The sequence below is a fragment of the Candidatus Pelagadaptatus aseana genome, from assembly GCF_040362265.1.
Classification (GTDB): Bacteria; Pseudomonadota; Gammaproteobacteria; order Pseudomonadales; family Cellvibrionaceae; genus Pelagadaptatus; species Pelagadaptatus aseana.
In genome coordinates this window covers 157,831-182,321 of sequence record NZ_BAABNJ010000002.1, presented here as the reverse complement: position 1 = coordinate 182,321, position 24,491 = coordinate 157,831, and the positions used below count along the sequence as shown (strand labels likewise).

The window sequence follows — 24,491 nt, the reverse complement described above, 5'->3', positions numbered from 1 at the left end:
TCTCGAATAGCCAGGACGTCTGCTACACTCACTCCTCCTTAAAACATCATGGAAGAGTCGAGTGAATCGAAGCACATACCTGCTGTCGCTGTGCCAGGCCCTGTTAACCACCGGTAATATTTTACTGGTAGCCATTACTGCACTGATCGGTAAACAGCTGGCGCCGTCTTCCGGATTGATAACTTTGCCGTTGGCGCTGCAGTTTGCGGGGCTGATGTGCGCCACCATTCCCGCCTCCATGATCATGGGCTGGACCGGACGGCAAAAAGGTTTTTTCCTTGGCAATGGCATTGGCATTCTGGGTGCAGGGGTAGCCATTGTGGCACTGCTCAATTCAGACTTTAGCCTGTTTTGCGTGGCTACCTTTCTGATTGGTGTCGGCATCGGTTTTGGCAATCTGTATCGCTTCGCCGTTATCGAAACCTGCGATGAGCGCTACGCCGCCCGAGCCATCTCCATCGTCATGGCCGGCGGCGTCCTGGCCGCGGTACTGGGCCCCAATATGGCGATACAGGCGCAGAAACTGGATTGGGGAGCCCCCTTTGTGCCCGCCTTCGCCGGCCTGCTGGCGCTCTATGTGTTGGCCTTGATTCTGTTGGTGTTTGTGCAATTCAAAGAGACCAGCGCGGAAGAAAAACAACTGGCACAAAGACCCTTACTGGCTATTGTTCTGCAACCGGCCTATATCACGGCGGTACTCGCCGGCATGACCAGCTACGCCATTATGAATCTGATCATGAGCGCCACACCATTGGCCATGACCCACAACGGCCACCATTTTAACGACGCCGCCATTGTCATTCAGTGGCACGTGCTGGGCATGTTCGCGCCAGGCTTTTTCACCGGACAATTGATCAATCGCTGGGGTGTCAACAATATGATGCTGGCCGGTGGCATCCTGATTCTGGCCTGCATTGGCATCAACCTGACCGGCGAGAGTTTGTGGCACTACCGAATTGCGCTGATTCTTCTCGGCGTGGGCTGGGCCTTTATGTTTATCAGTGCCACCACTTCCATCACCTCAACCTATAGCCCCAGTGAAAAACCGAAAGCGCAGGCCGCCAATGAGTTTCTGGTATTTTCCAGTGTGGTGATTTCGTCCATTTGTTCTGGTTGGCTGGTGACAGATTATGGCTGGGCCTTTATCAATCAGGTGAGCATTCCGTTTGTGGTCACCGCAATGCTGGCCATTGCCCTGCTCTGCCGCAAACCAGCTACAGCCGGCCAGAGTAATGTGTAAATTAAACCGGGGGCTTTGGCTACCCAGCATCGACCAATGCCAGTGATTCAGTGATGGTGTCAAGGCCGTAATCGATCAGGGCTTCACGCACCAAACCAACGCGATCAAACAGATTACTGCCGGCCACATCGGTGAGCATGATCACGCCATGCAGCGATCCCCGCAAAAACATGGCCGTCTGCAACGAGTCGCTGATCTTATTCCGGTCAACGCTATGATCCTTCAGACCGGACTCTATGGCCGACACCATCAACGTCATGATCTGTTCTTCCACCTCCTGCATCTGCAGCATTAACGGCGTGATGTTCTCCGGTTCCCCAACCGTTTCGCTCTGCTTGCCCAGACGCATGCTCAAAATGGAAAACAGCCCGGGCTCCTGTCGATAGAAGCGATAGTAGGCCTGCCCCGTGGCCTTGACCCGATCAATGCCCCGCTCGTGCTGATCAATCTCCTCGGCCATAAAGCGTGCCAGGGTTTGACCGGCACGAACGCACAAGCCCATGTGGATATCGTCCTTGTCCTTGAAGTAGACGTACAACAAAGAACGGCTTAAGCCGGCATCCCTGGCGATATCGTCCATCGAGCTTTTCTCAAAGCCCCTAGCAAAAAAAACCCGCATGGCTGAATCGAGAATGGCATCCCGGCGCTCGGACTTTTCTTGGGCATTGCGTGAACGTAAACGTGACAAAAGTGATCTCCCCAGGCATTTCTTACGAATAATATTGACATTCTGTCAGTTATTTACATCCTGTCAATAATTGACAAACTGTCAATTAAATCATCGAAGCCGCAATCGGCACAGGGGTTAAGACATGAATACCGATACATATGGCACCACTTCTTTCAAGCCAACGTCGGCCAAACGCTGGCTTGCGCTGCTGTCGTTATTAGCCCTGACAGCGGCCTGGGCCATGCTTATCGGTGCCGACAGCAGAGCCGAGACGCAACCGCGCCCTACCCCCATTGCGGTCCGCGCCATTGCATTGACAGAGCAGCAGCCAGAGTTTTTCAGAAGTTTCAGTGGCACGACTCGCGCCACCCAGCGCGCCACCATCAGACCCCAGGTAATCGGCCGGGTGATGGAAAGACATGTGGAGCTGGGTGATCAGGTCAACGCGGGGCAATTGTTGGTGAGTCTGTTCAATCCCGAGGCCACACCGGCGGCGCTGGCCGCCAGCAAGCAGTGGCAACAGGCCCGGGTAACCCGCGAGCAACTCGAGCGCGACTATCGACGCATCAACGATCTGTTCAAAGTCAACGTGGCCAGTAAGCAGGAAAATGAAACGGCCCGTACCGCGCTACTGGCAGCCCAGGCGGCCGAGTCGTCCGCCGAATCCGACTATTTGCGTGCCAATCAAGTGAATCAGGAGCAGCAGATTCGCGCCCCTTTTGCAGGGATGATCACTGACACCCTGATAGAGCCGGGCGAAGTGGTGGTGCCCGGCCAGGCACTGGTGCAGCTGGCCGACCCCTCACAGGTAGAGGTTGAAGTGACCGTCAGCGAAGCCACTGCTGCGGTTGTGCAGAGCGGGGATTCTGTCAGCGTAAGCCTGCCTCTACTCGGCTCCGCGGCTCCGTTGCAGGGCGTTATCCAGCAGGTCACCCCCTTTCGGGAACGGGGTGCCCTACCCACTGTTGTGGTGGCACTGCCGTCCGCCTCGGTGCGCCCCGGCCTGAGCGCCAGCGTGCATTTCCCTTACACAGAGGACAGCCACGCATTGACACCCACCTTCGCCCTGCCCACCTCCGCGCTGGTCAAACGCGGTGACAGCGGCGCCGTGGTGTATCGTGTGACCGAGCAACAGATTGTTGAAGCGGTGCAGGTTGAGCCCCGGCAGCTGGCCAACGGTCTGGTAACCGTCCGCGGTGACCTCAAGCCCAACGACAGGATTGTCTCTGCGGGCGTCAGGCAATTGTTCGCTGGCGCCTCTGTTGAGATCGTCCGATGAACGCCTTCGAGCTGCTGGTGCGCTACCAGCGACTGGTGTTCGCCTTTGCCCTGCTGGCAGTGCTCACCGGGTTGGTTTCCTACGGCACCATGGCTCGTCAGGAGGACCCCAGTTTCCCCTACCGGGTGGGCACCCTGCAGATAACTTACCCGGGAGCCACCGCCCGGCAGATTGAAAAACTGATTACCGAGCCACTGGAAGAAGAGCTGGCGCAGGTCGAGGAGCTGGAAAAAATCAGCTCCGTATCCCGCGATAATGTGGCGATTGTCACCCTCAACCTGGCCGACACCATCTACGATACCGACGCCGCCTGGGACAGGGTCCGACGTGCCATGGATCGCGCCGAAGGGGAATTTCCCGATGGGGTCAGCGACATTGTCTTGGAAGATCGGCGCATGGAAATTCCCACGGTCATCCTCAGTGTCACCGGTTCCGACGACCCGGTGTTTCTGGCCGATGCCGCCGAGGAACTCAAGCGCATGCTGCTGGGGGTCGCGGGCGTCTCCCGGATTGAAATCGTTGGCGCACCGGAGAAAGAATTGGTGGTCGAAATTGACAGTGGCGAGCTCAACCGACTGGGCATCAATCGCCAGCATCTGATGACGGCCCTGCAGCAACGCAACCAGCTGATTCCCGGGGGACTGATCAATGCCGGCGAGCAGTTTATCCGTCTCAATACCGCCTCGGACCTGCAGTCGTTGCGGGACATACAACAGCTGCCCATTGAACTCGATAACGGTCAGCGGGTGCCACTGAGCGCCATCGCCTCGGTTGCCATGCAACCGCGTGAGCCACTGGCCGCCCAGACCTACCACGACGGTCACCGGGCGGTCTCCCTGGGCATCATCGCCGTTCGCGGGCAAACCGACACCATCGCCTTTGGCGAGCGCCTGCGCGCCAGGGTAGCCGAGCTCGCGCCAGCGTTTCAGCCACTGCAGATCCGCGAAACCTTTTTTCAACCGGATTTTGTGCAACAGCGGCTCGACGGCCTGTCGCTGAGCCTGCTGATCAGTGCCGGGGTGATTGCTCTGGTGGTGCTGTTGGCACTGGGCTGGCGCAATGGGCTGCTGGTGGCCATGGTGTTGCCGGTGGTTGCCCTGGTGACCTTGGCGGTCTACAACCTGGGTGGCGGCATCCTCCACCAGATTGCCGTGATCGGCGTGGTCATCTCGCTCGGCATCCTGGTGGATAACGCCATCGTCATTGTGGAGTCGATCGACAAAAAACTGCGCCTGGGTCTGAGCCGTGCTCAGGCTGTGAAAGACTCCGTCAGCCAGCTGGCACTGCCCCTGTTTTCCTCCACGGGCACCACCATTGCCGCCTTTATTCCGCTGTTGCTGTCCAAGGGCGGCACCGCCGATTTCACCCGCGGCATCCCGGTCATGATTACCCTGGCCCTGATCACCAGCTACCTGATCTCGGTGATCGTTCTGCCCATGGTGGCCTTTTACTGGCTCAAGCCCGCTGCGCGCCGGTCCACCATGATCAGCGACCGGATCGCGGCCAGGGCCATCGCCATCCAGCGCCGTTCACGCTGGCTGCCGCTGTTGTTGATCGCCGCTTTACTGGTGTTGGTCAGCGCCTCGGCGACGCAGTTGAAATTGCAGTTTTTCCCCGGCGCCGACCGCAATCAAATGGTCATTGATCTGGAGTTACCGGCGGGGACTCCCGTCGAGCACACCGCCAGACTCAGCGGTTGGCTTGAGACCGAACTGAAACAACGCGACGATGTGGCAGCGGTGATGCGCACCGTGGGTGCCACCGGTTTTCGCTTCTACTACAACCTTTCAACCAAACCCAGCGACCCCAGCCGGGCGCGCCTGATGGTCACCACCCGGTCTTTCGATGACAACCGGGCCATCATCGACTGGATTGATACCGAGGTGCAACGCAAGATGCCCGAAGCGGTGCTGGTGGCGCGCGGCATGGGGCAGGGGCCGCCACTGGCGGCGCCCATCGAACTGCATCTGCAACACCCGGATCAGACCGTGCTGTTTGCCGCCACCCAGATCGCCCTCAAGGCGCTGCATCAGTCTGCAGGCACACGCAACATTCGCAGTAACCTGGATCAGGGGATACCGGAGATTCACCTGCGCCTGATCGATGACACCCTGGTGGACATGAAGCTGAATCGCAACACGGTGGCCAGCGAATTGTTTGCCCAAACCCGGGGGCTGGACTCCGGACAGTTTCGCTACAGCAACGATCCGGTCACCATGCGGGTGCGCTCCAGCGCCGGCAGCGACACCGGACTGGATCGCGTGCCATCGTTCTATGTCTACCGCGAACAGCAGCCGATCCCATTGGAAACCCTGGCGACGCTGAAAACCCGCTGGGCCGCGGCGGAGATACACCATCACAACTTCCTGCCCACCGTCACTCTGCTCAGCGAGTTGCAACCGGGAGCCGCCTACAATCAGGTATTGCAAGCCTTTTACCAGCAACTGCAACAGTCACCATTGCCCGACGGGGTCGATCTCATCATCGGTGGTGAATCGGAAGGATCGGCAGACGCCAACAAAGCCATCGTCGCCACGGCGCCAATCGGTGTGATGGCACTGCTGTTTTTTATGTTGATTCAGTTCAACTCGTTTCGCCGCATCGGCATTATTCTGACCACCATTCCCCTGGCGGCTCTGGGCATCGTTCCCGGCTTGCTGCTGAGCGATTCGGCTTTTGGCTTCCAGCCGCTGCTGGGGGTTATTGCACTGATCGGCATTGTGGTGAACAACGCCATTGTCCTGATCGATGTCGTCGATCAGAATCTCGCCGAGGGTAAAACCATCGACGAGGCCGTCTATGACGCCATCCGCCAGCGCACAGCCCCCATATTGTTGACCACCGCCACCACCATCCTGGGACTGTTGCCTCTGGCCCTGTCGCAATCGACCCTGTGGCCGCCCATGGCCTGGGCGATCATTTCAGGCCTGGCCATGAGCACGCTGCTGACCCTGGTGGTGATTCCAAGCCTGTGCCGCTTGTTGTTGGGGCAGCGGCCTGCCGACACCCGGGTTGCAAGCGCCCCAGCGGTTAGCCGTTAGGGCAAGCGGTGCAGATCAGCTCATCGCTGCTAGCTAATGACACCCAACAACTGCAACCGCAGGCGCCCGGGGGTGATACCCGCCCACTGACTGTGGGCCCGGCAAAAAGCACTCTGTTCCGAATACCCCAGCAACATGGCAATTTCGGAAAGGGACAGACTTGGATCGGCCAGATAGTCTTTGCTGAGGTTTTCCCTTAATCCGGTCAAAAGCTGCTGATAGGTCAGACCATAGCGATCCAGACGGCGCTGCAGGGTTCGGGTCGACATCCCGATGGAGCGAGAAATATGGCTTATTTGTACTTGCCCGCTGGGCAGCGCTTTACTGATCTCCTGCTGCAGTAACCTCGGAAACTGATCAACCAACGGTAATATCTGATTGAACGCCAGTCGCTGGGCGTGACGGCGCTGATGGATGGACTGAAAGGTTTGCGGAGGTTCCTTTAATCCCTCCAGGTTGAACAGCAAACGCGTTTGTCCATTGTCGAAAGTGACAGGGCAGCCAAATTCCAATTCATAGTCGGCCTGACTGTCGGTCCAGCTGGCTTGAGCAAATTCGACACCCTCTAACGCCAAATGCAGGGGAAACAGTCGCTGTAAGAAATTCAGCAGTGAGCAAACGCCCACTTCGGTCGTCATGGCCGGGATAAAATCAGGCCAGGTAATGATCATCTGGTCTTCCGTATGGGTAATCTCCCCCAAGGTTATGCTGTATAACCTGCGCTCATGATCAATGTAGGTTTTTAACGCCTCACCCAGATTGTTCACGTTCAAACACAAATAAGCCAACACCCCGGCGTGCTCAATACGGATACCGCTTCCTATCTTGATCGGCAGACTGTCTTCGGGCCAGTTGGCCTGGCAGCGACGCAAAATGGCTTCCCATTCGGCCACCGAGATACTTTCACGCTCCTGTAACTGGCGCAGCTCTGCCTGCAATGACATCCCCTGCAATCCCTGCTGTTGTAACCACTGGCTGAGCAAAATACTGAATGATTTGTTAACGCGAATGGCTCACCCCCATCAGAAACACCAATATGGCATCAATTATCAATAGCTTGGCATAGATTATCAATACCGGTACACAAATCAAGACTAAAGTAACAACCATAAAGATCAGATGACGCACCAAAAGATCATTTGACCAACAAGTTAGTACACAAATTCAACAACAATACCCTGAGGTTAGCCATGAGTCAGCCAGCCAAAAAGCAAAAAGCATCACAAGCGTCACCAAAAGCAGCTAAAGCCAAACAAGCGGCCATCAAGACAGTTAAAGCCGCCGAGCCAGCTAACGAAGCCAAGAGTGACTTTCGCGGTCTGAATGGTCCCGATCCTGAACTGATGAATGGTCAGGCGCCTCTCTGGAATCGCCTGATGGATCACTACTTCCGTCTGGAAATCGATGGTTTTGATCGTCTGCCCAAAGACCCCTCTCTGGTGATTGGCATTCACTCCGGTGTCTCTCTGACCATGGATGCCTGGACCTTTGTGATGGCTTGGTGGCGTCATTTTGGAGAAAAACGCAAACTGCATGGTACGGCACACGATCTGCTGATGAATGCGCCGGTAGTAGGTAACTACTTTGAACGCCTCGGAGCCTTATCACCCAGCCGCGAAAATATCTGTAAAGCTCTGGATCAGGGCGATGACGTTATTCTGTGGCCCGGCGGCGAAGTGGATTCCTGCCGCAGCTGGAAAAAGCGCGACAAAGCCATCCTCGGCGGCCGCAAGGGCTTTATCCGTCTGGCCATCAAACAGGGCGTGCCCATTACTCCGGTTGCCACTGTCGGCGGTCACGACACCCTGTTTGTTCTGTCTGAAGGTCGCGGTCTAGCGAAAATGCTCGGTCTGAAAGAGAAGCTGCGTACCGAAGTAGCGCCCATCACTCTCAGCTACCCGTTTGGTCTGGGCGTCACTCTGACACCGTTCCAGCACATTCCGCTACCCGCCAAGATTCGAACCGAAGTATTGGATCCAATCTACGTCTCCAACGATCCGGAAATGGCCAACGACGAAGAGTACGTACAGGCCATTTATGACCAAGTAGAAGGCGCGATTCAGGCTGGCATGGATCGATTAGCCAAAAAGCGTCGCTTCCCGATCTTCGGATAATTTCTCTGTTTGGTTGTTTACCTCTTTGTGAAAACCAAGTTTGCGCGTCTGCTCTCTGATCGACAGGCGCGCCTTTTTTCTATTTGAAACGAGAGATAAAAATTATGTCACAACAAAAACGCCCTCTCGCGCTGCTGGACAATGCCTTCCTGCTGACCGAAACCACCGAAGCGCCAAAACACATCGCCAGCCTGTTTTACTATGAAAAGCCCGCTGATTCCGGCGAAGATTATGCCTATCAACTCTACAATCACTGGCTTGGATGCAATACCGCTACTGCGCCGTTTAACTGGAAGCTGGCAGGCATCAATCCGCTGCGCCCATTTTGGATAGAAGACGACAACTTCGATATCGCTCGCCACCTGCGTTTTCACCGCCTGCCGGATCAGGCCAGCGAACAACAACTGCTGAATAAAGTCGGCGAGCTGCATGAAGAGCCTCTCAAGCGCGATCGCCCCGTGTGGAGTCTGCATATCATCGACGGTTTGGCGGGAGATCGCTTCGCCATGTACTTCAGTCTGCATCACGCTTTGATCGATGGCATGACCGCCATGTCAATGATTGCCATCGCCCACGACAACAAACCTCTGAAGGATAGCCTGCCGCTGTGGCAGCGGGACTATCCAGACTTTAAATTGTCCGACCAAAGCTGGCTGCAGCGCCAGCAAAAAATGCTCACCGGGCGCATCGACGCCGCCCAAAAAAGTGCCAAGAATCTGGTGGGCCTTGGCCACCTGTCCATGCAGTTAATCAAGGAAGCCGTTGGCATCAATGAAACCCCACTGACCATACCGTTCAGTGCCAAAGATTGCCTGTTGAATGGCGACGCCAGTTCACAACGCTCACTGGCAACCGCCTGCCTGCCGCTCGATCAGGTCAAGCTGGTCTGCCACCAAAGCGGCGGCTCCCTGAACCATGTGGTTCTGACCTGTGTTGATGAAGCCATGCACCGCTATCTTGGAGATATTGGCGCGCCTCTGGACGCCCCCCTGCACGTCAACATCCCTGTCAGCCTAAGAGGTAAAGAGGAATCGGACCAAGCCGGTAACAGCGTTGCCGCCCTGCCCGTCAGTCTGGCAGACGCCGATTGTGATCTAAGCGGTCGCTTCGAAGAAATCGGTAAATCCCTGACAGGCCTGCGTGATCTGGTTGAAAACAACAGCAAAAGCAGTCTGGAAACCTATAGCCTGTTGACCGGCGCACTGGCGCAGTCGCTGGAAACCACCAGCACCCAATCACTGGCGCCGGGTGCCGCCCATTTTCTGGTTTCCAATGTCCCGGGCCCCAGACAAACCCTGTTTCAGGGCGAAGCCGCATTGTTGAATTGGTATCCGGTCAGTGCCCTGTACCCGGGACAGCGTATCAATGTCACCCTGCTCAGTTACGACGGCAAGTTGTATTTTGGGGTGGTGGCCTCAGCGGAATTTTTACCCCGCATTGAGCTTTTGACCACCTACATCGAAGCAGCCTTTGCCAGTCTTGCCAAAGAATTTTTACCGGCCAAACCCAGCAAGACCAAAAACAAAAGCGCCAGAAAAAAGACCGCAGCCTGACTCATCCTACGCAACACAATCACGGGGGCAGACAGGTAATTTTCGGCCTGCTTTCTGCCCTTAAATGACTGTACGCGCCAGCTGGTTGCGGTGGTACATTGATGCTCTTTTTAAAGCAATAACAATAAGAGAGCAGCCATGGCGTTTGATTACGATTACCTGATTGTTGGCAGTGGTTTTGGCGGATCTGTTTCCGCTCTGCGTCTGGCTGAAAAGGGCTGGAAGGTTGGCGTCATAGAACAGGGACGCCGCATTGGCCCAGAGCACATCAAAGCCGCAAAGCAATCCCCTCGCAAGTTGTTATGGGCACCAGGACTCGGCATGCGGGGGTATTTTCAGCAGGCCGCATTCAAACATCTGAGCGTTGTCAGCGGCGTCGGCGTAGGAGGCGGCAGTCTGGTCTGGGGAGCGGTAATGCTTGAGCCCAAACCCGAGTTCTATCAGGACCCGCGAGTCAAAAACCTGCCGGCAGATTTTGCCAAGGAACTGCCACCGCACTTTGCCACCGCCAAACGTATGCTCGGTGTCAGCCGCAATCCCCGGCAAACCCTGCAAGATGACATACTCCAAAAAACCGCCACGGAACTGGGCGCGGCTGCAAATTTTGACGCCGTGCCCAACGCCATATTTTTTGGTGAACAAACTACAGAGCCAAGAGACCCGTTCTTTGATGGCAAAGGCCCTTTGCGCAAACCCTGTACCTACTGTGCAGGCTGCCTGACCGGTTGCGAGCACGGTTCGAAAAACAGCCTCGACCTCAATTATCTGTATCTGGCAGAACGACAGGGGGCAGAGATTCTGGCCGAACATCAGGCGGATAAAATCCAACCCATGTTGGAAGAAGGCTACCGGGTTAGCCTGTCGCCCTCGTACCCCCATTCAGCCAACCCCAAGTATCAATCCAGCATCACCGCCCGCCGGGTTATTCTTGCTGGTGGCGTATTGGGCACACTCAAGCTGCTGTTTAAAAACCGCGATCACTATGGCCACCTGCCACAAGTTTCCCAAACTCTGGGGGAAGTGGTGCGCACCAACTCCGAGGCCATTACTGCCATTCTGCATCCGGCAGACCACGATCTCACCGATGGCACCGCTATTTCTACCGACTTCCATCCAGACCCGCACACCCACATTACCCAGAACCGGTTTGATCGGGGCTATCGCTTCCTGAGAACCGTGTTGGTGCCCATGGTGGATGATGAACGCAAACTGCCCCGCGCTCTCAAGACTCTGGGCAGCATGTTACTACGCCCCGGATTGATGTTCAGTAACTGGTTCTGCAAAGAATGGGAGAAACGAGTAACCGTGCTGACGGTGATGCAGGATCACGACAACGCCCTGACCCTGCGTTACAAGCGCACACTGGGCAACCTGTTCAGAGGCGGACTGGTGAGTGAGCCCCATCAGCACCACAATGCCCCAAGCTACCTGCCCATCGCCAATCAGGCAACCCGGATTTTTGCCCGCCACGCCGGCGGCCGCCCCATGAGCAGCGCTCTGGAAGCCATTGGCGGCAAGGCTACCACCGCGCACATCCTGTCGGGCTGCCCCATGGGCACTTCTGCGGCTGACTCGGTAATCGACAGCAACCACGAAGTGCACGGCCACCCCGGATTATTCGTTATGGACGGCTCCAGTATACCCGCCAATATCGGGGTTAATCCGAGCCTCACCATCACCGCCATGGCCGAGCGCTTTGCGCAGCTGCCGATACACGCACCGGCGAACCCCCTGTCAAACATGAATTCTGTTGAAGCAGAAACTGAAACACCAATCGAAGCCTGAATAGCCACCCCAAAAAAATACATTTTATACTGCATATAACCCAAGGTTAGGAGGACAGAACATGCCTGACAACACGCTCGCTTTTCTATCGCTGACTGAACTGGCTGACAGAATAAAATCCAGAAACCTGTCACCGGTTGAGCTAACCGAATCATTCCTCAGTCGCATCGAAAGACTCAATCCTTCACTGCACGCCTATAATTGCGTCACCATAGAAAAGGCCCGAGCCCAGTCCCAAGCTGCCGAACAGGAAATTGAAAGCGGTGCTTATCGGGGGCCACTGCACGGCATTCCTCTCGGAATCAAAGACCTTTTGTATACACAAGGCATCAACACAACCGCCTCGTCCCAGATACTCAAAGATTTCGTACCCCAGAGCAACTCAACGGTTGTCGATAAATTAAACGCCTCCGGTGCCATTTGTCTGGGCAAAACCAATCTGACCGAATTTGCACTGTCAGGTTATCACCCGGATCTGGAAGTTCCGGTAAACCCATGGAACGCCAAGCACTGGTCTGGCGTATCATCGAGCGGGTCCGGAGTGGCCGTGGCAGCCCACCTCTGTTGCGCCGCTATTGGCACCGATACCGGAGGTTCCATACGATTGCCTTCAGCCGTCAATGGCGTGGTTGGAATAAAGCCCACCTACGGCAGGGTCAGCCGACACAACACCATTCCGCTATCGGACTCTCTGGATCACATTGGCCCCATGGCAAATTCTGTCATGGACGCGGCACTGGTATTAAATGCCATCGCCGGCTGGGACATTGAAGACCCCACCTCTCTGCCAGAGCCGCAAACCGACTTTACCCAAGCCATAGGCGACAGCCTGCACGGCATTAAAATTGGGGTTGACCAAACCTTCAACGCTCAGGTTGATCCCGAGGTTGCGGCAGCACTGAATAATGCTGCCAACGCACTGCAAACACTGGGTGCTGAGATCGTTGATGTCAGTGTTGCCGGCATTGAGGAAGGCGCGGATCGCTGGTTTGCACTGACGGCTATAGAAGCGGCCATTTATCACAAACCATCTTACCCTTCGCGCCAAGACGAATTCGGACCCGTGTTTGCAAGTCTGCTTGAGCATGGTCTGTCAGTGACCGCCGAGCAGGCATCCCTTGCCTACACTGCCAGAAGCAGAGTAAAACAAATTTTGGCAAAAACCTTTTTGCAGGTTGATATGTTGCTCTGTCCCTCGGCGGCCGGGCCAGCCCCCAGTCTTGAAGAGTTTCCACCACAGATGATCCTGCCACCGGAGATTATTGGCCCCATCGTGATGTATCAGGCGCCATTCAACTTTTCTGGAAGCCCGACCATTTCCGTCCCAATGGGCTTTTCACAATCCGGCCTGCCGCTCAGCCTGCAGCTGGTGGGGCGCCACTGCGAGGAAAGCCGGATCATTCAGGTTGCCCACGCTTACGAACAGGCCACCGGATGGCATAAAAAGATAGCGCCGGCCGCACAGCTATAAAAGCCGGCACATAGGCTCTCTGCCATCTCACCAGTGGAGCTTAAGACGTTATTGAATGTCTAGATGGCCAGCGGCTTGCCAAGGTTATGGGTATCCAGTCTTCCCTGTGGACTTCATTTTCGCGACTTAGAAGCGTCTGGCCCACTGGTACCCATGCCCCCTTCCAAGTATCCTTAACCGCTTCGTTTTCCCTGTTTTCGACACCAGCAGCAAGGCCCCCATGAGCAGTACAGATACCGTCAAACATACCCCAATGATGCAGCAGTACCTGCGCATCAAAGCCGAACACCCCAACGAGCTGGTGTTCTACCGCATGGGCGACTTCTATGAGCTGTTTTACGATGACGCCAAGAAGGCCTCGGAACTGCTGGATGTCACATTGACGGCCCGGGGTAAATCCGGCGGTGAACCCATTCCGATGGCGGGCGTACCCTTTCACTCGGTGGATGGCTATCTGGCCAAGCTGGTGCGTTTAGGGGAATCAGCCGCCATCTGCGAACAGATTGGCGATCCCGCCACCAGCAAAGGGCCGGTAGAACGCAAGGTGGTACGCATTGTTACGCCGGGCACCATCAGCGACGAGTCCCTGCTGGATGAATCCCGCGATAACCTGCTGGTGGCCCTGCACGTGGTAGAGGACACCTTTGGTCTGGCGACGCTGGATATTGGTTCCGGACGTTTTCAGGTGCTGGAGGTTCAAGGACTGGATGCCGCACTCGGCGAACTGCAGCGACTGAACCCCGCGGAACTGCTGATACCCGAAGAGTTAATCACCCCTGAGATTGTAGAGCGCCGTCGCGGCCTGCGTCGTCGCGCGCCCTGGGAGTTTGAACTGGAAACCGCGCAACGGCTGCTGACCCAGCAATTTGGCACCCAGGATTTGCAGGGCTTTGGCTGCGATCATATGCACGTTGCTCTGGCCTCCGCCGGCTGTCTGCTGGCCTACGCCCAGGAAACCCAACGCACTGCTTTGCCGCACATCAACTCCATCACCAGCGAAAACCGCGACGAAGCCGTGGCCATGGATGCCGCCACCCGCCGCAATCTGGAGATTGATATCAACCTCAATGGCGGTGAAGACAACACCCTGTTTGATGTGCTGAACAAGGCTGCCACGGCCATGGGCTCGCGCCTGCTGCGCCGCTGGCTGAATCGCCCGCTGCGCGACATCAATACCCTGCAGAACCGCCAGAACGCCATTGCCGAACTGCAACAGAATTATCAATTTGAGCCCATCCACCAAACCCTGAAACAGATCGGCGATCTGGAGCGCATTCTCGGCCGTGTCGCCCTGCGTTCAGCTCGCCCTCGCGATCTGTCGCGGCTGTTCAGCTCTCTGGCCGCCTACCCGCAACTGCAAAGTCAGCTGACAGAAACCCAAGCGCCACGCCTGCAACAACTGGCCGAAACCATTGGCACCTTCCCGGAACTGGAAGACCTGTTGGGTCGCGCCATTATTGAAAATCCGCCAGTGGTGATTCGTGACGGCGGCGTGATTGCCGAGGGCTATGACAGCGAACTGGATGAGTTGCGTAATATCAGCACCAACGCCGGCCAGTTTTTGATTGATCTGGAAACCCGGGAAAAAGAACGCACAGGGATCAGTACCTTAAAAGTGGGTTACAACCGGGTGCACGGCTATTACATTGAAATCAGCCGCGCCCAGTCGGAACAGGCGCCAACGGAATATATCCGTCGCCAGACCCTGAAAAATGCCGAGCGTTTTATCACTCCGGAACTGAAAGAATTTGAAGACAAGGCCCTGTCCGCCAAGAGCCGCGCACTCAGCCGCGAAAAAGCACTCTACGAAGAGATTGTCGAACGCCTGAACCAGGATTTGATTGCCCTGCAAAATGCCGCAGCGGCCGTATCCGAGCTGGATGTACTGGCCACATTAACCGAGCGCGCCGACACCCTGAACTTTACCCAGCCACGCCTGACCGACTACCCCGGCATCAGCTACAAGGCCGGCCGTCACCCGGTGGTGGAACAGGTGTCCGATCACCCGTTTGTGCCCAACGATTTGGTATTCAATGCCAGTCGCAAGATGCTGATTGTCACCGGCCCCAATATGGGCGGTAAATCGACCTATATGCGCCAGTCGGCTCTGATTACCCTGCTGGCTCATATCGGCAGCTTTGTACCGGCGGCCGAAAGCGCCATTGGCATGGTGGATCGCATCTTTACCCGTATCGGTTCTTCGGACGATCTGGCCGGTGGCCGCTCGACCTTTATGGTGGAGATGACCGAAACCGCCAATATCCTCAACAACGCCACAGACAAGAGTCTGGTATTGATGGACGAGATTGGTCGCGGCACCAGTACCTTTGACGGCCTGTCCCTGGCCTGGGCTTGCGCCACTCAGCTAGCCGAAAAAGTTAAGCCCTTTACCCTGTTTGCCACCCACTACTTTGAAATCACCTCGCTGCCGGAAACCCACGACTGCGTCGCCAACGTCCATCTGGACGCCACCGAGCACAACGACAATATTGTGTTCCTGCACAATATTCAGGAAGGGCCGGCCAGCAAAAGTTATGGCTTGCAGGTGGCCAAGCTGGCGGGCATCCCACAGGAAGTGGTGGCGCTGGCCCAACACCAGCTCAATCATCTGGAGCAGGAAGCCGCGGAAAAAGACGGCACAGCAACCACCCCTCTGGAGGATCCATTTCAGGGAGAGCTGTTCAACAGCCCGGCACCCCACCCGGCGGTGGAAGAACTCAAAGCGCTGTCACCGGATAATTTGACCCCATTACAGGCACTACAGACGCTATATGAGCTGAAAAAGCTGTTATAAATAGCGATAAAAGCAATAACAGCGCCTATGATTTTGCTGCAGAGCCCTTAGGTTACTGCTAGAATGCACGCCGAAATTATTACTACTAGATATTTGTGGAGCTAACAGCATGACTTTTATCGTCGCTGATAACTGCGTTAAGTGTAAACACACTGACTGTGTGGAAGTTTGCCCGGTAGACTGTTTCTACGAAGGCCCTAACTTTCTGGTTATTCACCCCGATGAGTGCATCGACTGTGCTCTGTGTGAGCCTGAGTGCCCGGTAGACGCCATCTTCTCTGAAGATGAAGTACCGGAAGGCCAGGAAGTCTACGTTGAACTGAACGCCGAGCTGGCTGAAGTTTGGCCCAACATCACCGAGAAGAAAGATCCCCCGGCCGATCACGCCGAATGGGACGGTGTTGAGAACAAGCTGCAGTATCTGGAGCGTTAATCGGCATTTATTGCCACCGCTCCGGCTTGCTGCCAAACACGGATGTCATCTATTCCGTGTAAATAAAAAAAGCGCTCAAAAGAGCGCTTTTTTTATGCTCGAATAAAATGCCTCTTACGGCATTTCATCCAGCTCTTCGCCTTCTTTGATCGGCTGCATCAAATCTTCTTTGTCGATGTTCAACGCCAGCAATACATTGGCCGCTACGTAAATCGATGAGTAGGTACCCACCAGCACGCCCACCAGCAAGGCGGTAGAGAAACCGTGAATCATCTCGCCGCCGAAAAAGAACAGAGCCAGTAACACCAGCAAGGTCGTGAATGAGGTAATCAGGGTACGGCTCAGTGTTTGCGTCAAGGACACATTGATCACTTCCAGTGAGGTCATGCCCCGCAGCTTGCGGAAATTTTCCCGGATGCGATCCGATACCACGATGGTATCGTTCAGGGAATAACCAATGACCGCCAGCACGGCCGCCAGCACGGTCAGATCGAAATCCATGCCGATGATCGAGAAAAAGCCCAGCACCAGAATCACATCGTGCGCCAGAGCCGCCACAGCACCAATCGAGAACTTGTACTGGAAGCGCATGGCCACGTAGAGCATCACCACGGCCAGAGCAAACAACATACCCAGACCACCGTCATCGCGCAGCTCTTCACCCACCTGCGGGCCGACAAACTCAACGCGGCGCAGCTCGATCTCACCTTCGGCCTCACGGCTCAGGGCCTCCATGACCTCGTCACCCAAGCCCGGAGTAAAGCCGCGCTGCATGCGCACCAGCACATCTGTCTCAGAACCGAAGTGCACCACCACCGCCTTTTCAAAACCGGCGTTGTCCAGTTGCTTGCGAATGGTGTCCAGATTGGCGGGCTGTTCGTAACCCACCTCAATCTGGGTACCACCAGTAAAATCCAGACCGAATTTCAAGCCGTTGATGGCCAGCGACGCAATAGCCGCCACCAAAAAGGCAATGGAAAAGGCCGCGGCCAGTTTGCGACGGCCCATAAAATTAATTATACGTTGTTCAGACATAATCTTGAGCCTTAAATCCAGATTTTCTCGACACGGCGGCCGCCGTAGATCAGGTTAATGATGGCGCGGGTACCAATAATCGCGGTAAACATGGAGGTCAGAATACCGATGGACAGGGTCACAGCGAAGCCCTGTACCGGCCCGGAGCCGATGGCGTAGAGAATCACCGCCACAATCAGGGTGGTGATATTGGCATCGAGAATGGTGACAAAAGCGCGATCAAAACCGGCACTGATGGCCGACTGCACCGGCAAACCATTTTTCAGCTCTTCGCGAATCCGCGAGAAGATCAGTACGTTGGCATCCACCGCCATACCCACGGTCAATACGATACCGGCAATACCCGGCAGGGTCAGAGTGGCCCCCATAATCGACATACAGGCCATCAGCAACACCAGGTTCACCATCAGGGCGATATTGGCGGCAATACCAAAGACCTTGTAGTAAAGCAGCATAAAGATCAGCACCAGTGCCAGACCGATCTGCACCGACTTCACACCCACGGCAATATTCTCAGCACCCAGAGACGGGCCAATACTGCGCTCCTCAACAAAGTACATGGGGGCGGCCAGGGCACCGGCACGCAGCAGCAACGCCAGCTCGGACGCTTCGGCCACATTGTCCAATCCGGTGATCCGGAACTGCACACCGAGACCACTCTGGATGGTGGCCAGGCTGATGATCTTCTTCTCAACGATCTGCTCGGGGATTGCAATCTGCTCACCCGCCTCGTTGATTTCATAATTCATGCGGGTTTTGTACTCGATAAACAGTACCCCCATGCGCCGACCGACGTTGTTGCGGGTGGCGCGATGCATCTTGGTACCACCGGCACTGTCGAGGGTAATGTTCACCTGCGGCTGACTGGTCTGACCGTCAAAGCTGGACTGGGCATTGACCACGTGATCACCGGAGAGAATCATTTTTTTCTCCAGGAAGGCGTCACCCCAACGGCCCTGATCCACTTCGCTGCGGAAGGAGAAAGACTCCTTGCGCGACACCAGCTCGGAGGGCTTGGCCTCCAGCCGGAATTCCAGATTGGCGGTTTTACCGATAATACGTTTGGCTTCGGCAGTATCCTGTACCCCCGGCAGCTCAACCACCACACGATTGCGACCCTGACGCTGCACCAGCGGCTCGGACACACCCAGCTCATTCACCCGGTTACGCAGGGTGGTAATATTCTGGCTGACGGCGTAATTCTCGACGTCTTTGATAGCCTGCTCACTCATGGCCAGAGTGACGATAAAGTCTTCGCCCTGATCCACAGACTCGCGCAACATATCCGGGTATTCTTTGCGCAACTCGGCATTGGCGCTGTCGCGAGCTTCAGCCGAGTTAAAAACAGCGCGAACCACGCTGTTGTCATCCAGCGTCACCGAGCGATAGCGCAATTTGGCCTTACGCAGCTTGGATTTCACATCACGCAAAGTGCCTTCCATGCGCTTGGCAATGGCACCTTCGGTATCCACCTCCAACAGAAAGTGCACACCACCGGCCAGATCCAGACCCAATTTCATGGGCTCGGCACCAAAGCTGCGAAGCCAGTCCGGCGTGGTTGGCGCCAGGTTCAATGCCACCACATAGTTGAAGCCCATGGCCTTTTGAATGGCCGCCTTCGCTGCCAGCTGCTCTTCCGCATCACGCAGACGAATCAGACCGGATTTACCATTGGCCTCTTCTGCGAAGTATTCAATACCGGCTTCGTCCAGAGCCTTGGTTGCCATAGCCAGCGCATTGTCATCAATTTCTGTGGCACTGGACTGACCGGAAATCTGCACGGCAGGATCAGGGGCATAAAGATTGGGAGCGGAGTAAATAAAACCCAGTACCGCGACCAGCAGTACCATCAGGTTTTTCCAGAGTGGATAGCGATTGATCATGTAATATTCCAGAAGGCCAAACGGCCGGATTACGATTGTTTCAGCCCTCTTATATCGGGGCTTCTGTTATTTTTAAAAGGCCAAGATTATACGCAGGATTATTCGTCGGCGTCAGCCCGGCTGACGCCCATTCCCGATGAATTATTCGTCAAAATCCAGCGGCGGCACTTCCTTGCCCTGTTTGCCATAGAATTCCTGCAGGAATTCATCGAAGCTGTCATTGGAAAGCGCTTCACGCATATCGGCCATCACCTTCTGGTAAAAGCGTAAATTGTGGATGGTATTGAGCTGACCACCCAGCATTTCACCGCATTTATCCAGATGATGCAGATAGGCCCGGCTGAAATTCTGGCAGGTGTAGCAATCACATTCCGCATCCAGCGGGCCGGTATCGTGACGATGTTTGGCGTTGCGAATCTTGATCACGCCAGTAGACGTAAACAGGTGACCGTTGCGCGCGTTACGGGTTGGCATAACGCAATCGAACATGTCCACACCGCGGCGTACCGATTCAACGACATCTTCCGGCTTGCCCACCCCCATCAAATAGCGTGGTTTATCCTCCGGCATCCCCGGCGTGGTGTGCTTGAGAACGCGCATCATATCTTCTTTGGGCTCACCCACCGACAGCCCACCGATGGCAAAGCCGTCAAAATCGATGTCCTTCAGACCCTCAAGGGATTCGGTGCGCAAATCCTCGTACATGCCGCCCTGAATAATTCCGAACAGGGCAGACGGGTTATCGCCATGGGCGTCTTTACTGCGCTTGGCCCAGCGCAGGGAAAGCTCCATGGAATCCCGGGCTTCTTTTTCAGTGGCAGGATAGGGGGTGCACTCGTCAAAGATCATCACAATATCCGAGCCCAGATCCCGCTGCACCTGCATGGAAATCTCCGGATTAATCTCGACCGGGCTGCCATTGATGGGGGATTTGAATACCACCCCCTCCTCGGTAATCTTGCGCATCTTGCCCAGACTGAACACCTGAAAACCGCCTGAATCGGTCAGGATCGGGCCCTGCCACTGCATAAAATCATGCAGATCACCGTGGGCCTTGATCACCTCGGTGCCCGGGCGCAGCATCAGATGAAAGGTGTTACCCAAAATGATATGGGCACCGATCTCTTCCACATCCTTCGGCGTCATACCCTTGACCGTGCCGTAGGTCCCCACCGGCATAAACGCCGGGGTCTCCACGGTACCTCGGGGAAACTTCAAACGCCCACGGCGTGCCCGCCCCGACGTGCCATCGAGTTCAAATTTCATAAAACATTCGCGACTGCTGTTCTGGCTCGTCATAGGTCTTTGCCCTCACGGCTGGGTAATTCTTCCTGGGTCGCATTGGGGTTGCGGGTAATAAACATGGCATCGCCATAACTGAAGAAACGATAGCGCTCGGCTACCGCTTCATCGTAAGCGGCCATGGTGTGACGGTAACCGGCAAATGCCGACACCAACATCATCAGGGTTGATTCCGGCAGATGAAAATTGGTCACCAACGCATCCACCACCTGATATTGATAACTGGGGTAGATAAAAATGTTGGTTTCGCCCTGATAAGGCTTGAGCTTACTGCCCTCGGAAGCCTGTGCCGCGGTTTCCAGACAGCGCACACTGGTGGTACCCACCGCGATCACCCGACCACCGCGGGTACGGCAGGCTGCCACCTGATCGCAAACCGTCTGGTTCAGTTCCATGATTTCACTGTGCATGGTGTGCTCACGAATATCGTCGGCGCGCACCGGCTGAAAGGTACCGGCACCCACATGCAGGGTGACAAAACCGGTCTCAATGCCCTTGGCTTTTAACTTTTCCAACAGCGGCTCATCAAAGTGCAAACCCGCCGTAGGCGCAGCCACCGCACCGGCTTTGCTCTTGTCGCTGTAGACGGTCTGATAGCGCTCGCGATCCGCCGCCGCATCTTCTCGATCAATATAAGGCGGCAGTGGCATGTGGCCAATGTCTTCGAGAATCTCCAGACAGGGTCGCTCACTGAGAAATTGCAATTCGTACAGAGCTTCCTGACGACCCAGCACCTTCAGCCGGGTGTCGTCTTCCAGAGTAATGGTGGAGCCTGCCTTGGGCGACTTGCTGGCACGAATGTGGGCCAGCACCGAGTGGTTATCCAGCACCCGTTCGACCAGCACCTCCACCTTGCCTCCGGTGGCCTTCTGACCAAACACCCGGGCGGGAATCACCCGGGTATCGTTAAAGATCATCAGATCCCCTGGCTCCAGCCAATTGAGCAGATCGGGAAACTGACCATGCTGGATGCCCCCTGTCTCGCCCTCCAGCCGCAGCAGACGGCTGCCACTGCGCTCGGCCGTGGGCTCACGAGCAATCAATTCATCGGGTAATTGGTAGAAAAAATCCTGTCGGCGCATAACTATCAAACGGCTAATCAAACTGATCAAAAATAAGGCCGCAAGAGTACAGGAAAACGGCTTTTACGGCCATTCAAGAAGCGTCTACAAAAAGAATTTAGCACTTATGTGTTGACCCAATGAAAAGCATTGCTATAATCGCCGCCTGCTTTCGTTACCCAAGGGTAACAGCACCTATTTTGTGCCAGAGTGATGAAATTGGTAGACATGACGGATTCAAAATCCGTTGCCTTCGCGGGCGTGCCGGTTCAAGTCCGGCCTCTGGTACCATAAACACAAAAGCCTCGTCCAACGGACGGGGCTTTTTTGTTTATCGAGCCTTTGGCTCGACTTGAGTTTATATCGCACCCCGGTTCACAAACTCTGCACCAAGCAGAGTTTGGACAAGCCACAAAGTGGCGCAGCCCCGAAGGGGTGTTTACGGCCTATAGGCCGAAAACATCAACCCGGCCTCGATCTTCAAAACACCGCACTCATCCACGAACAAACTTTTGCATATCGAGCCTTTAGGCTCGACCTGAGTTTATATCGCACCCCGCTGATTCGGCACATCCTGTGCCTCACCTTTCAGGCTCCTTCGGAGTCCAAATTTGTTCCAGACAAATTTGTCACAAAAGTGCAGGAAAGCACTTTTGCATTGCGCCTGGCGCAACCCGAAGGGCGAGCTACATGGATGTAGCGAGTGCACTCCGGCCAACACCTAATCCGAAATGGGCAGCTCTACCCACAAACGGATTTTTTACGGCGCAGCCCCGAAGCCGTGTTTACGGCCCATAGGCCGAAAACATCAACCCGACCTCGACCGCCAAAACACTCACCCTTGAATGATCTTGTTGATTTATCGCCCCACCCAATCAAGCCGCCTCAACCACCGCACTCATGGCCTGCTGGCGCAAGTGCTGCTCCAGCCCCTCCGGCAGCTCCAGTGCTTTGGCCAGGTTAGCCAGATAGGCGTATTCGGTTTCGTGATCCAGATCGATCGCCAGGAGCGAAGCCAAATAGACTTCCGACTTCTGCTCCAACGAGGTAACACCCTCTATCACATCGCTGATGGACAAGGGTTTTAAAAACAGCTGCAGCAATTCGTTCTTGGCATCACTGTCGAGATTCATCTTGTCGATGGCATCAGAAATTTTACGCTGCTCATCGCTGTCAATCTGACCATCGGCGCGAGCGGCTGCAATCATTGCCTTGATCAGAACCAGATGAAACGCCCCTGACTCTTGTGGCTGCTGAATGTGGGTCTGTGCTTCCTGCCGGAAGCTATCAGCCGGAACAGAAAATTGTGATTGGCCAGTGTGCTGTGGATGACCCGCGGCCGGCGCTTGAGCAGGAGGGTTCGCAGGTCGTTGCTGCCAATTGTTGTAAGCTTTGTAGGCAAGCCCCCCGAGCAGTGCAGCGCCACCGTATTTCGCAGCACTTCCTGCGGTTTTACGTACCGATTTATTGCTCACCAGCAAAGCCATCAAGCCACCGGCAACGGCGCCACCGGCCAAACCACCAGGCAGATTACTGGTCATACCACGCACGGTATCGCCCATCTGGGACATACCACTGTTAACCGAGTTGGCTCCTGAGTTATTACCTGCCAAATCGCTAAGAATGCTTGAAAAGTTCATGTAACAAATCTCCGTTGATTGCTGTGCCGTCAGTTTGCAGCCAGGTACTTTTGGTGGAGACCGGGCCTGTATCAAAATCGATCATAAGCCCTGCAACAAAACATAAAAAATCGATATTTTTAGATCAAAAGCTCGTCTTTTCCGATCTTTAAAGCAAATAAAAAAAGCAACCACAATTCAATGTCTCCGCCAGCACAGAGATCCTGTGCCACCCCCATCATCAACAGCTCGGGCAGCTACTTAACCGGCGACTCAAAACCGCTGGGCTTGAGGGTAATCACTGACGTATCGATCAGGCGCAGTATTTCCTCTGCTGTGTTGCCTATCAGTAACCCGGGCACCCCTGTGCGAGCCACCGTTCCCATCACCACGGCACTGACATGATTTGCACGAGCAAATTGCGGAATCAAATCCACCGGACTGCCTTTGAGTAGGTGCGTATGAATTGCCTGTGCTTGGTAGCGCGACACCAATGCATCCTGTAATGCCTGGTTTGCCCGCCGCTCGCTGTCCAACAGTTCGGTTATGCGCTCTTCCGAGACCCGCATAAATGCGCTATTGCGCAGAGAGCTTTCGCCATAGAGTGACCAGCAAGATAGCACATGTAATTCGCTGTCATCTTCAGACGCCAGCGTGGTGGCCAGATCCATAATCATGGCATTCAATGCTCTGCCCTCTTCGTGGTCTTCCAGATTGAGGTCAATGGCCGCCAGAATTTTTTGGGCTTTCGAATCCGCAGCGGGCTTTAACAACCAGACCGGCTGAGGGCATTTGCGCATCAGATGAAAATCGCTGCTGTCAAAATTATCCGCATGCTCATTGGCCACCTTAATTAGCAAATCGTGTCCGGCCAGAATGACCTGGCGCACGATCTCGATAAAGTCACGCCCCACCGCAATCTTGACCTCGACATTATTCAGCCCGGCAAGACTTTCAGCCACAGCCGTGAGAGCCGCATGCCGTTGATTAACCAATAGCGCCAACAACTCATCAGGTTCGATAATCCCCTTGAGTTCCGACATGTTACTCTCAGGCGGGTGCACCACATCCATCAACGTCAGACTGGCACTGTTTTGACGGGCCAGTGCTGCGGCGCGTATCACTGCGGGATTTGTTTCAGGTTCATCTTCGCCTTTCACCACTACCAAGATGTTGTTAAACCGCTTCATTCCATTACCTCCACCGAGTTG

At 55.3% G+C, this 24,491-nt stretch carries 17 protein-coding genes and 1 tRNA gene; 10 read left to right on the top strand and 8 right to left on the bottom strand.

Features of this window, described 5'->3' with window-relative positions; genetic code table 11:
• Positions 1–61: 61 nt before the first annotated feature.
• Positions 62–1,240: an MFS transporter gene (locus tag ACPXV9_RS03415; RefSeq protein ID WP_423894597.1), complete on the top strand. Its 1,179-nt coding sequence runs from the start codon at positions 62–64 to the stop codon at positions 1,238–1,240.
• Between the two features lie 19 nt (positions 1,241–1,259).
• Here the strand turns inward: ACPXV9_RS03415 and ACPXV9_RS03410 are convergent, their stop codons facing one another.
• Positions 1,260–1,928 (bottom strand): TetR/AcrR family transcriptional regulator, encoded by a 669-nt coding sequence (locus ACPXV9_RS03410; RefSeq protein ID WP_423894596.1) that lies wholly within the window; start codon positions 1,926–1,928, stop codon positions 1,260–1,262.
• A 124-nt stretch (positions 1,929–2,052) separates the two neighbouring features.
• Between ACPXV9_RS03410 and ACPXV9_RS03405 the strand changes: the two genes are divergently transcribed.
• Positions 2,053–3,189, top strand: a complete 1,137-nt coding sequence (locus ACPXV9_RS03405; RefSeq protein WP_423894594.1) for an efflux RND transporter periplasmic adaptor subunit — start codon at positions 2,053–2,055, stop codon at positions 3,187–3,189.
• Positions 3,186–6,230 carry an efflux RND transporter permease subunit gene (locus ACPXV9_RS03400; RefSeq protein WP_423894593.1) on the top strand — a complete coding sequence of 1,015 codons (3,045 nt, stop codon included), beginning with the start codon at positions 3,186–3,188 and terminating at the stop codon, positions 6,228–6,230. Before ACPXV9_RS03405 ends, ACPXV9_RS03400 begins: the two co-directional genes overlap by 4 nt.
• Before the next feature lie 29 nt (positions 6,231–6,259).
• Here ACPXV9_RS03400 and ACPXV9_RS03395 read toward each other — a convergent pair whose 3' ends face one another.
• A complete protein-coding gene (locus tag ACPXV9_RS03395) occupies positions 6,260–7,174 on the bottom strand; it encodes an AraC family transcriptional regulator ligand-binding domain-containing protein (RefSeq protein WP_423894591.1) in 915 nt (304 codons plus the stop codon).
• Positions 7,175–7,420: 246 nt separating this feature from the next.
• Between ACPXV9_RS03395 and ACPXV9_RS03390 the strand changes: the two genes are divergently transcribed.
• From ACPXV9_RS03390 to fdxA, 6 genes are all read left to right on the top strand, one after another.
• Positions 7,421–8,344: a lysophospholipid acyltransferase family protein gene (locus ACPXV9_RS03390; protein WP_423894589.1), complete on the top strand. Its 924-nt coding sequence runs from the start codon at positions 7,421–7,423 to the stop codon at positions 8,342–8,344.
• Positions 8,345–8,448: 104 nt separating this feature from the next.
• Positions 8,449–9,897, top strand: a complete 1,449-nt coding sequence (locus tag ACPXV9_RS03385) for a wax ester/triacylglycerol synthase family O-acyltransferase (protein WP_423894588.1) — start codon at positions 8,449–8,451, stop codon at positions 9,895–9,897.
• 138 nt (positions 9,898–10,035) lie between these two features.
• The gene (locus ACPXV9_RS03380) at positions 10,036–11,682 is read left to right on the top strand and encodes a GMC oxidoreductase (protein ID WP_423894586.1); all 1,647 of its coding nucleotides are present in this window, start codon (positions 10,036–10,038) and stop codon (positions 11,680–11,682) included.
• Positions 11,683–11,743: 61 nt separating this feature from the next.
• Positions 11,744–13,153: an amidase gene (locus tag ACPXV9_RS03375; RefSeq protein ID WP_423894584.1), complete on the top strand. Its 1,410-nt coding sequence runs from the start codon at positions 11,744–11,746 to the stop codon at positions 13,151–13,153.
• Between the two features lie 220 nt (positions 13,154–13,373).
• Positions 13,374–15,947, top strand: coding sequence for a DNA mismatch repair protein MutS (gene mutS, locus ACPXV9_RS03370; protein ID WP_423894582.1), 2,574 nt, complete (start codon positions 13,374–13,376; stop codon positions 15,945–15,947).
• Between the two features lie 109 nt (positions 15,948–16,056).
• Entirely contained in the window at positions 16,057–16,380 is a 324-nt protein-coding gene (fdxA, locus tag ACPXV9_RS03365; RefSeq protein WP_423894580.1) for a ferredoxin FdxA, read from the top strand.
• 114 nt (positions 16,381–16,494) lie between these two features.
• Here fdxA and secF read toward each other — a convergent pair whose 3' ends face one another.
• The 4 genes from secF to queA all read right to left on the bottom strand — a co-directional run bounded on the left by secF (position 16,495) and on the right by queA (position 21,682).
• Entirely contained in the window at positions 16,495–17,415 is a 921-nt protein-coding gene (gene secF, locus ACPXV9_RS03360) for a protein translocase subunit SecF (RefSeq protein ID WP_423894578.1), read from the bottom strand.
• Positions 17,416–17,426: 11 nt separating this feature from the next.
• On the bottom strand, positions 17,427–19,298 hold the full coding sequence (gene secD / locus ACPXV9_RS03355) for a protein translocase subunit SecD (protein ID WP_423894576.1): 1,872 nt from the start codon (positions 19,296–19,298) through the stop codon (positions 17,427–17,429).
• Between the two features lie 141 nt (positions 19,299–19,439).
• Positions 19,440–20,564 carry a tRNA guanosine(34) transglycosylase Tgt gene (gene tgt, locus ACPXV9_RS03350; protein ID WP_423894574.1) on the bottom strand — a complete coding sequence of 375 codons (1,125 nt, stop codon included), beginning with the start codon at positions 20,562–20,564 and terminating at the stop codon, positions 19,440–19,442.
• A gap of 29 nt (positions 20,565–20,593) precedes the next feature.
• Positions 20,594–21,682: a tRNA preQ1(34) S-adenosylmethionine ribosyltransferase-isomerase QueA gene (queA, locus tag ACPXV9_RS03345; protein ID WP_423895036.1), complete on the bottom strand. Its 1,089-nt coding sequence runs from the start codon at positions 21,680–21,682 to the stop codon at positions 20,594–20,596.
• A gap of 183 nt (positions 21,683–21,865) precedes the next feature.
• Between queA and ACPXV9_RS03340 the strand changes: the two genes are divergently transcribed.
• Positions 21,866–21,952 (top strand) — tRNA-Leu (locus ACPXV9_RS03340).
• A gap of 584 nt (positions 21,953–22,536) precedes the next feature.
• Here ACPXV9_RS03340 and ACPXV9_RS03335 read toward each other — a convergent pair.
• Both ACPXV9_RS03335 and ACPXV9_RS03330 read right to left on the bottom strand, forming a co-directional pair.
• Positions 22,537–23,301: a tellurite resistance TerB family protein gene (locus ACPXV9_RS03335; protein WP_423894572.1), complete on the bottom strand. Its 765-nt coding sequence runs from the start codon at positions 23,299–23,301 to the stop codon at positions 22,537–22,539.
• Positions 23,302–23,537: 236 nt separating this feature from the next.
• Positions 23,538–24,470 carry a universal stress protein gene (locus ACPXV9_RS03330; RefSeq protein WP_423894571.1) on the bottom strand — a complete coding sequence of 311 codons (933 nt, stop codon included), beginning with the start codon at positions 24,468–24,470 and terminating at the stop codon, positions 23,538–23,540.
• Between the last annotated feature and the right edge of the window lie 21 nt (positions 24,471–24,491).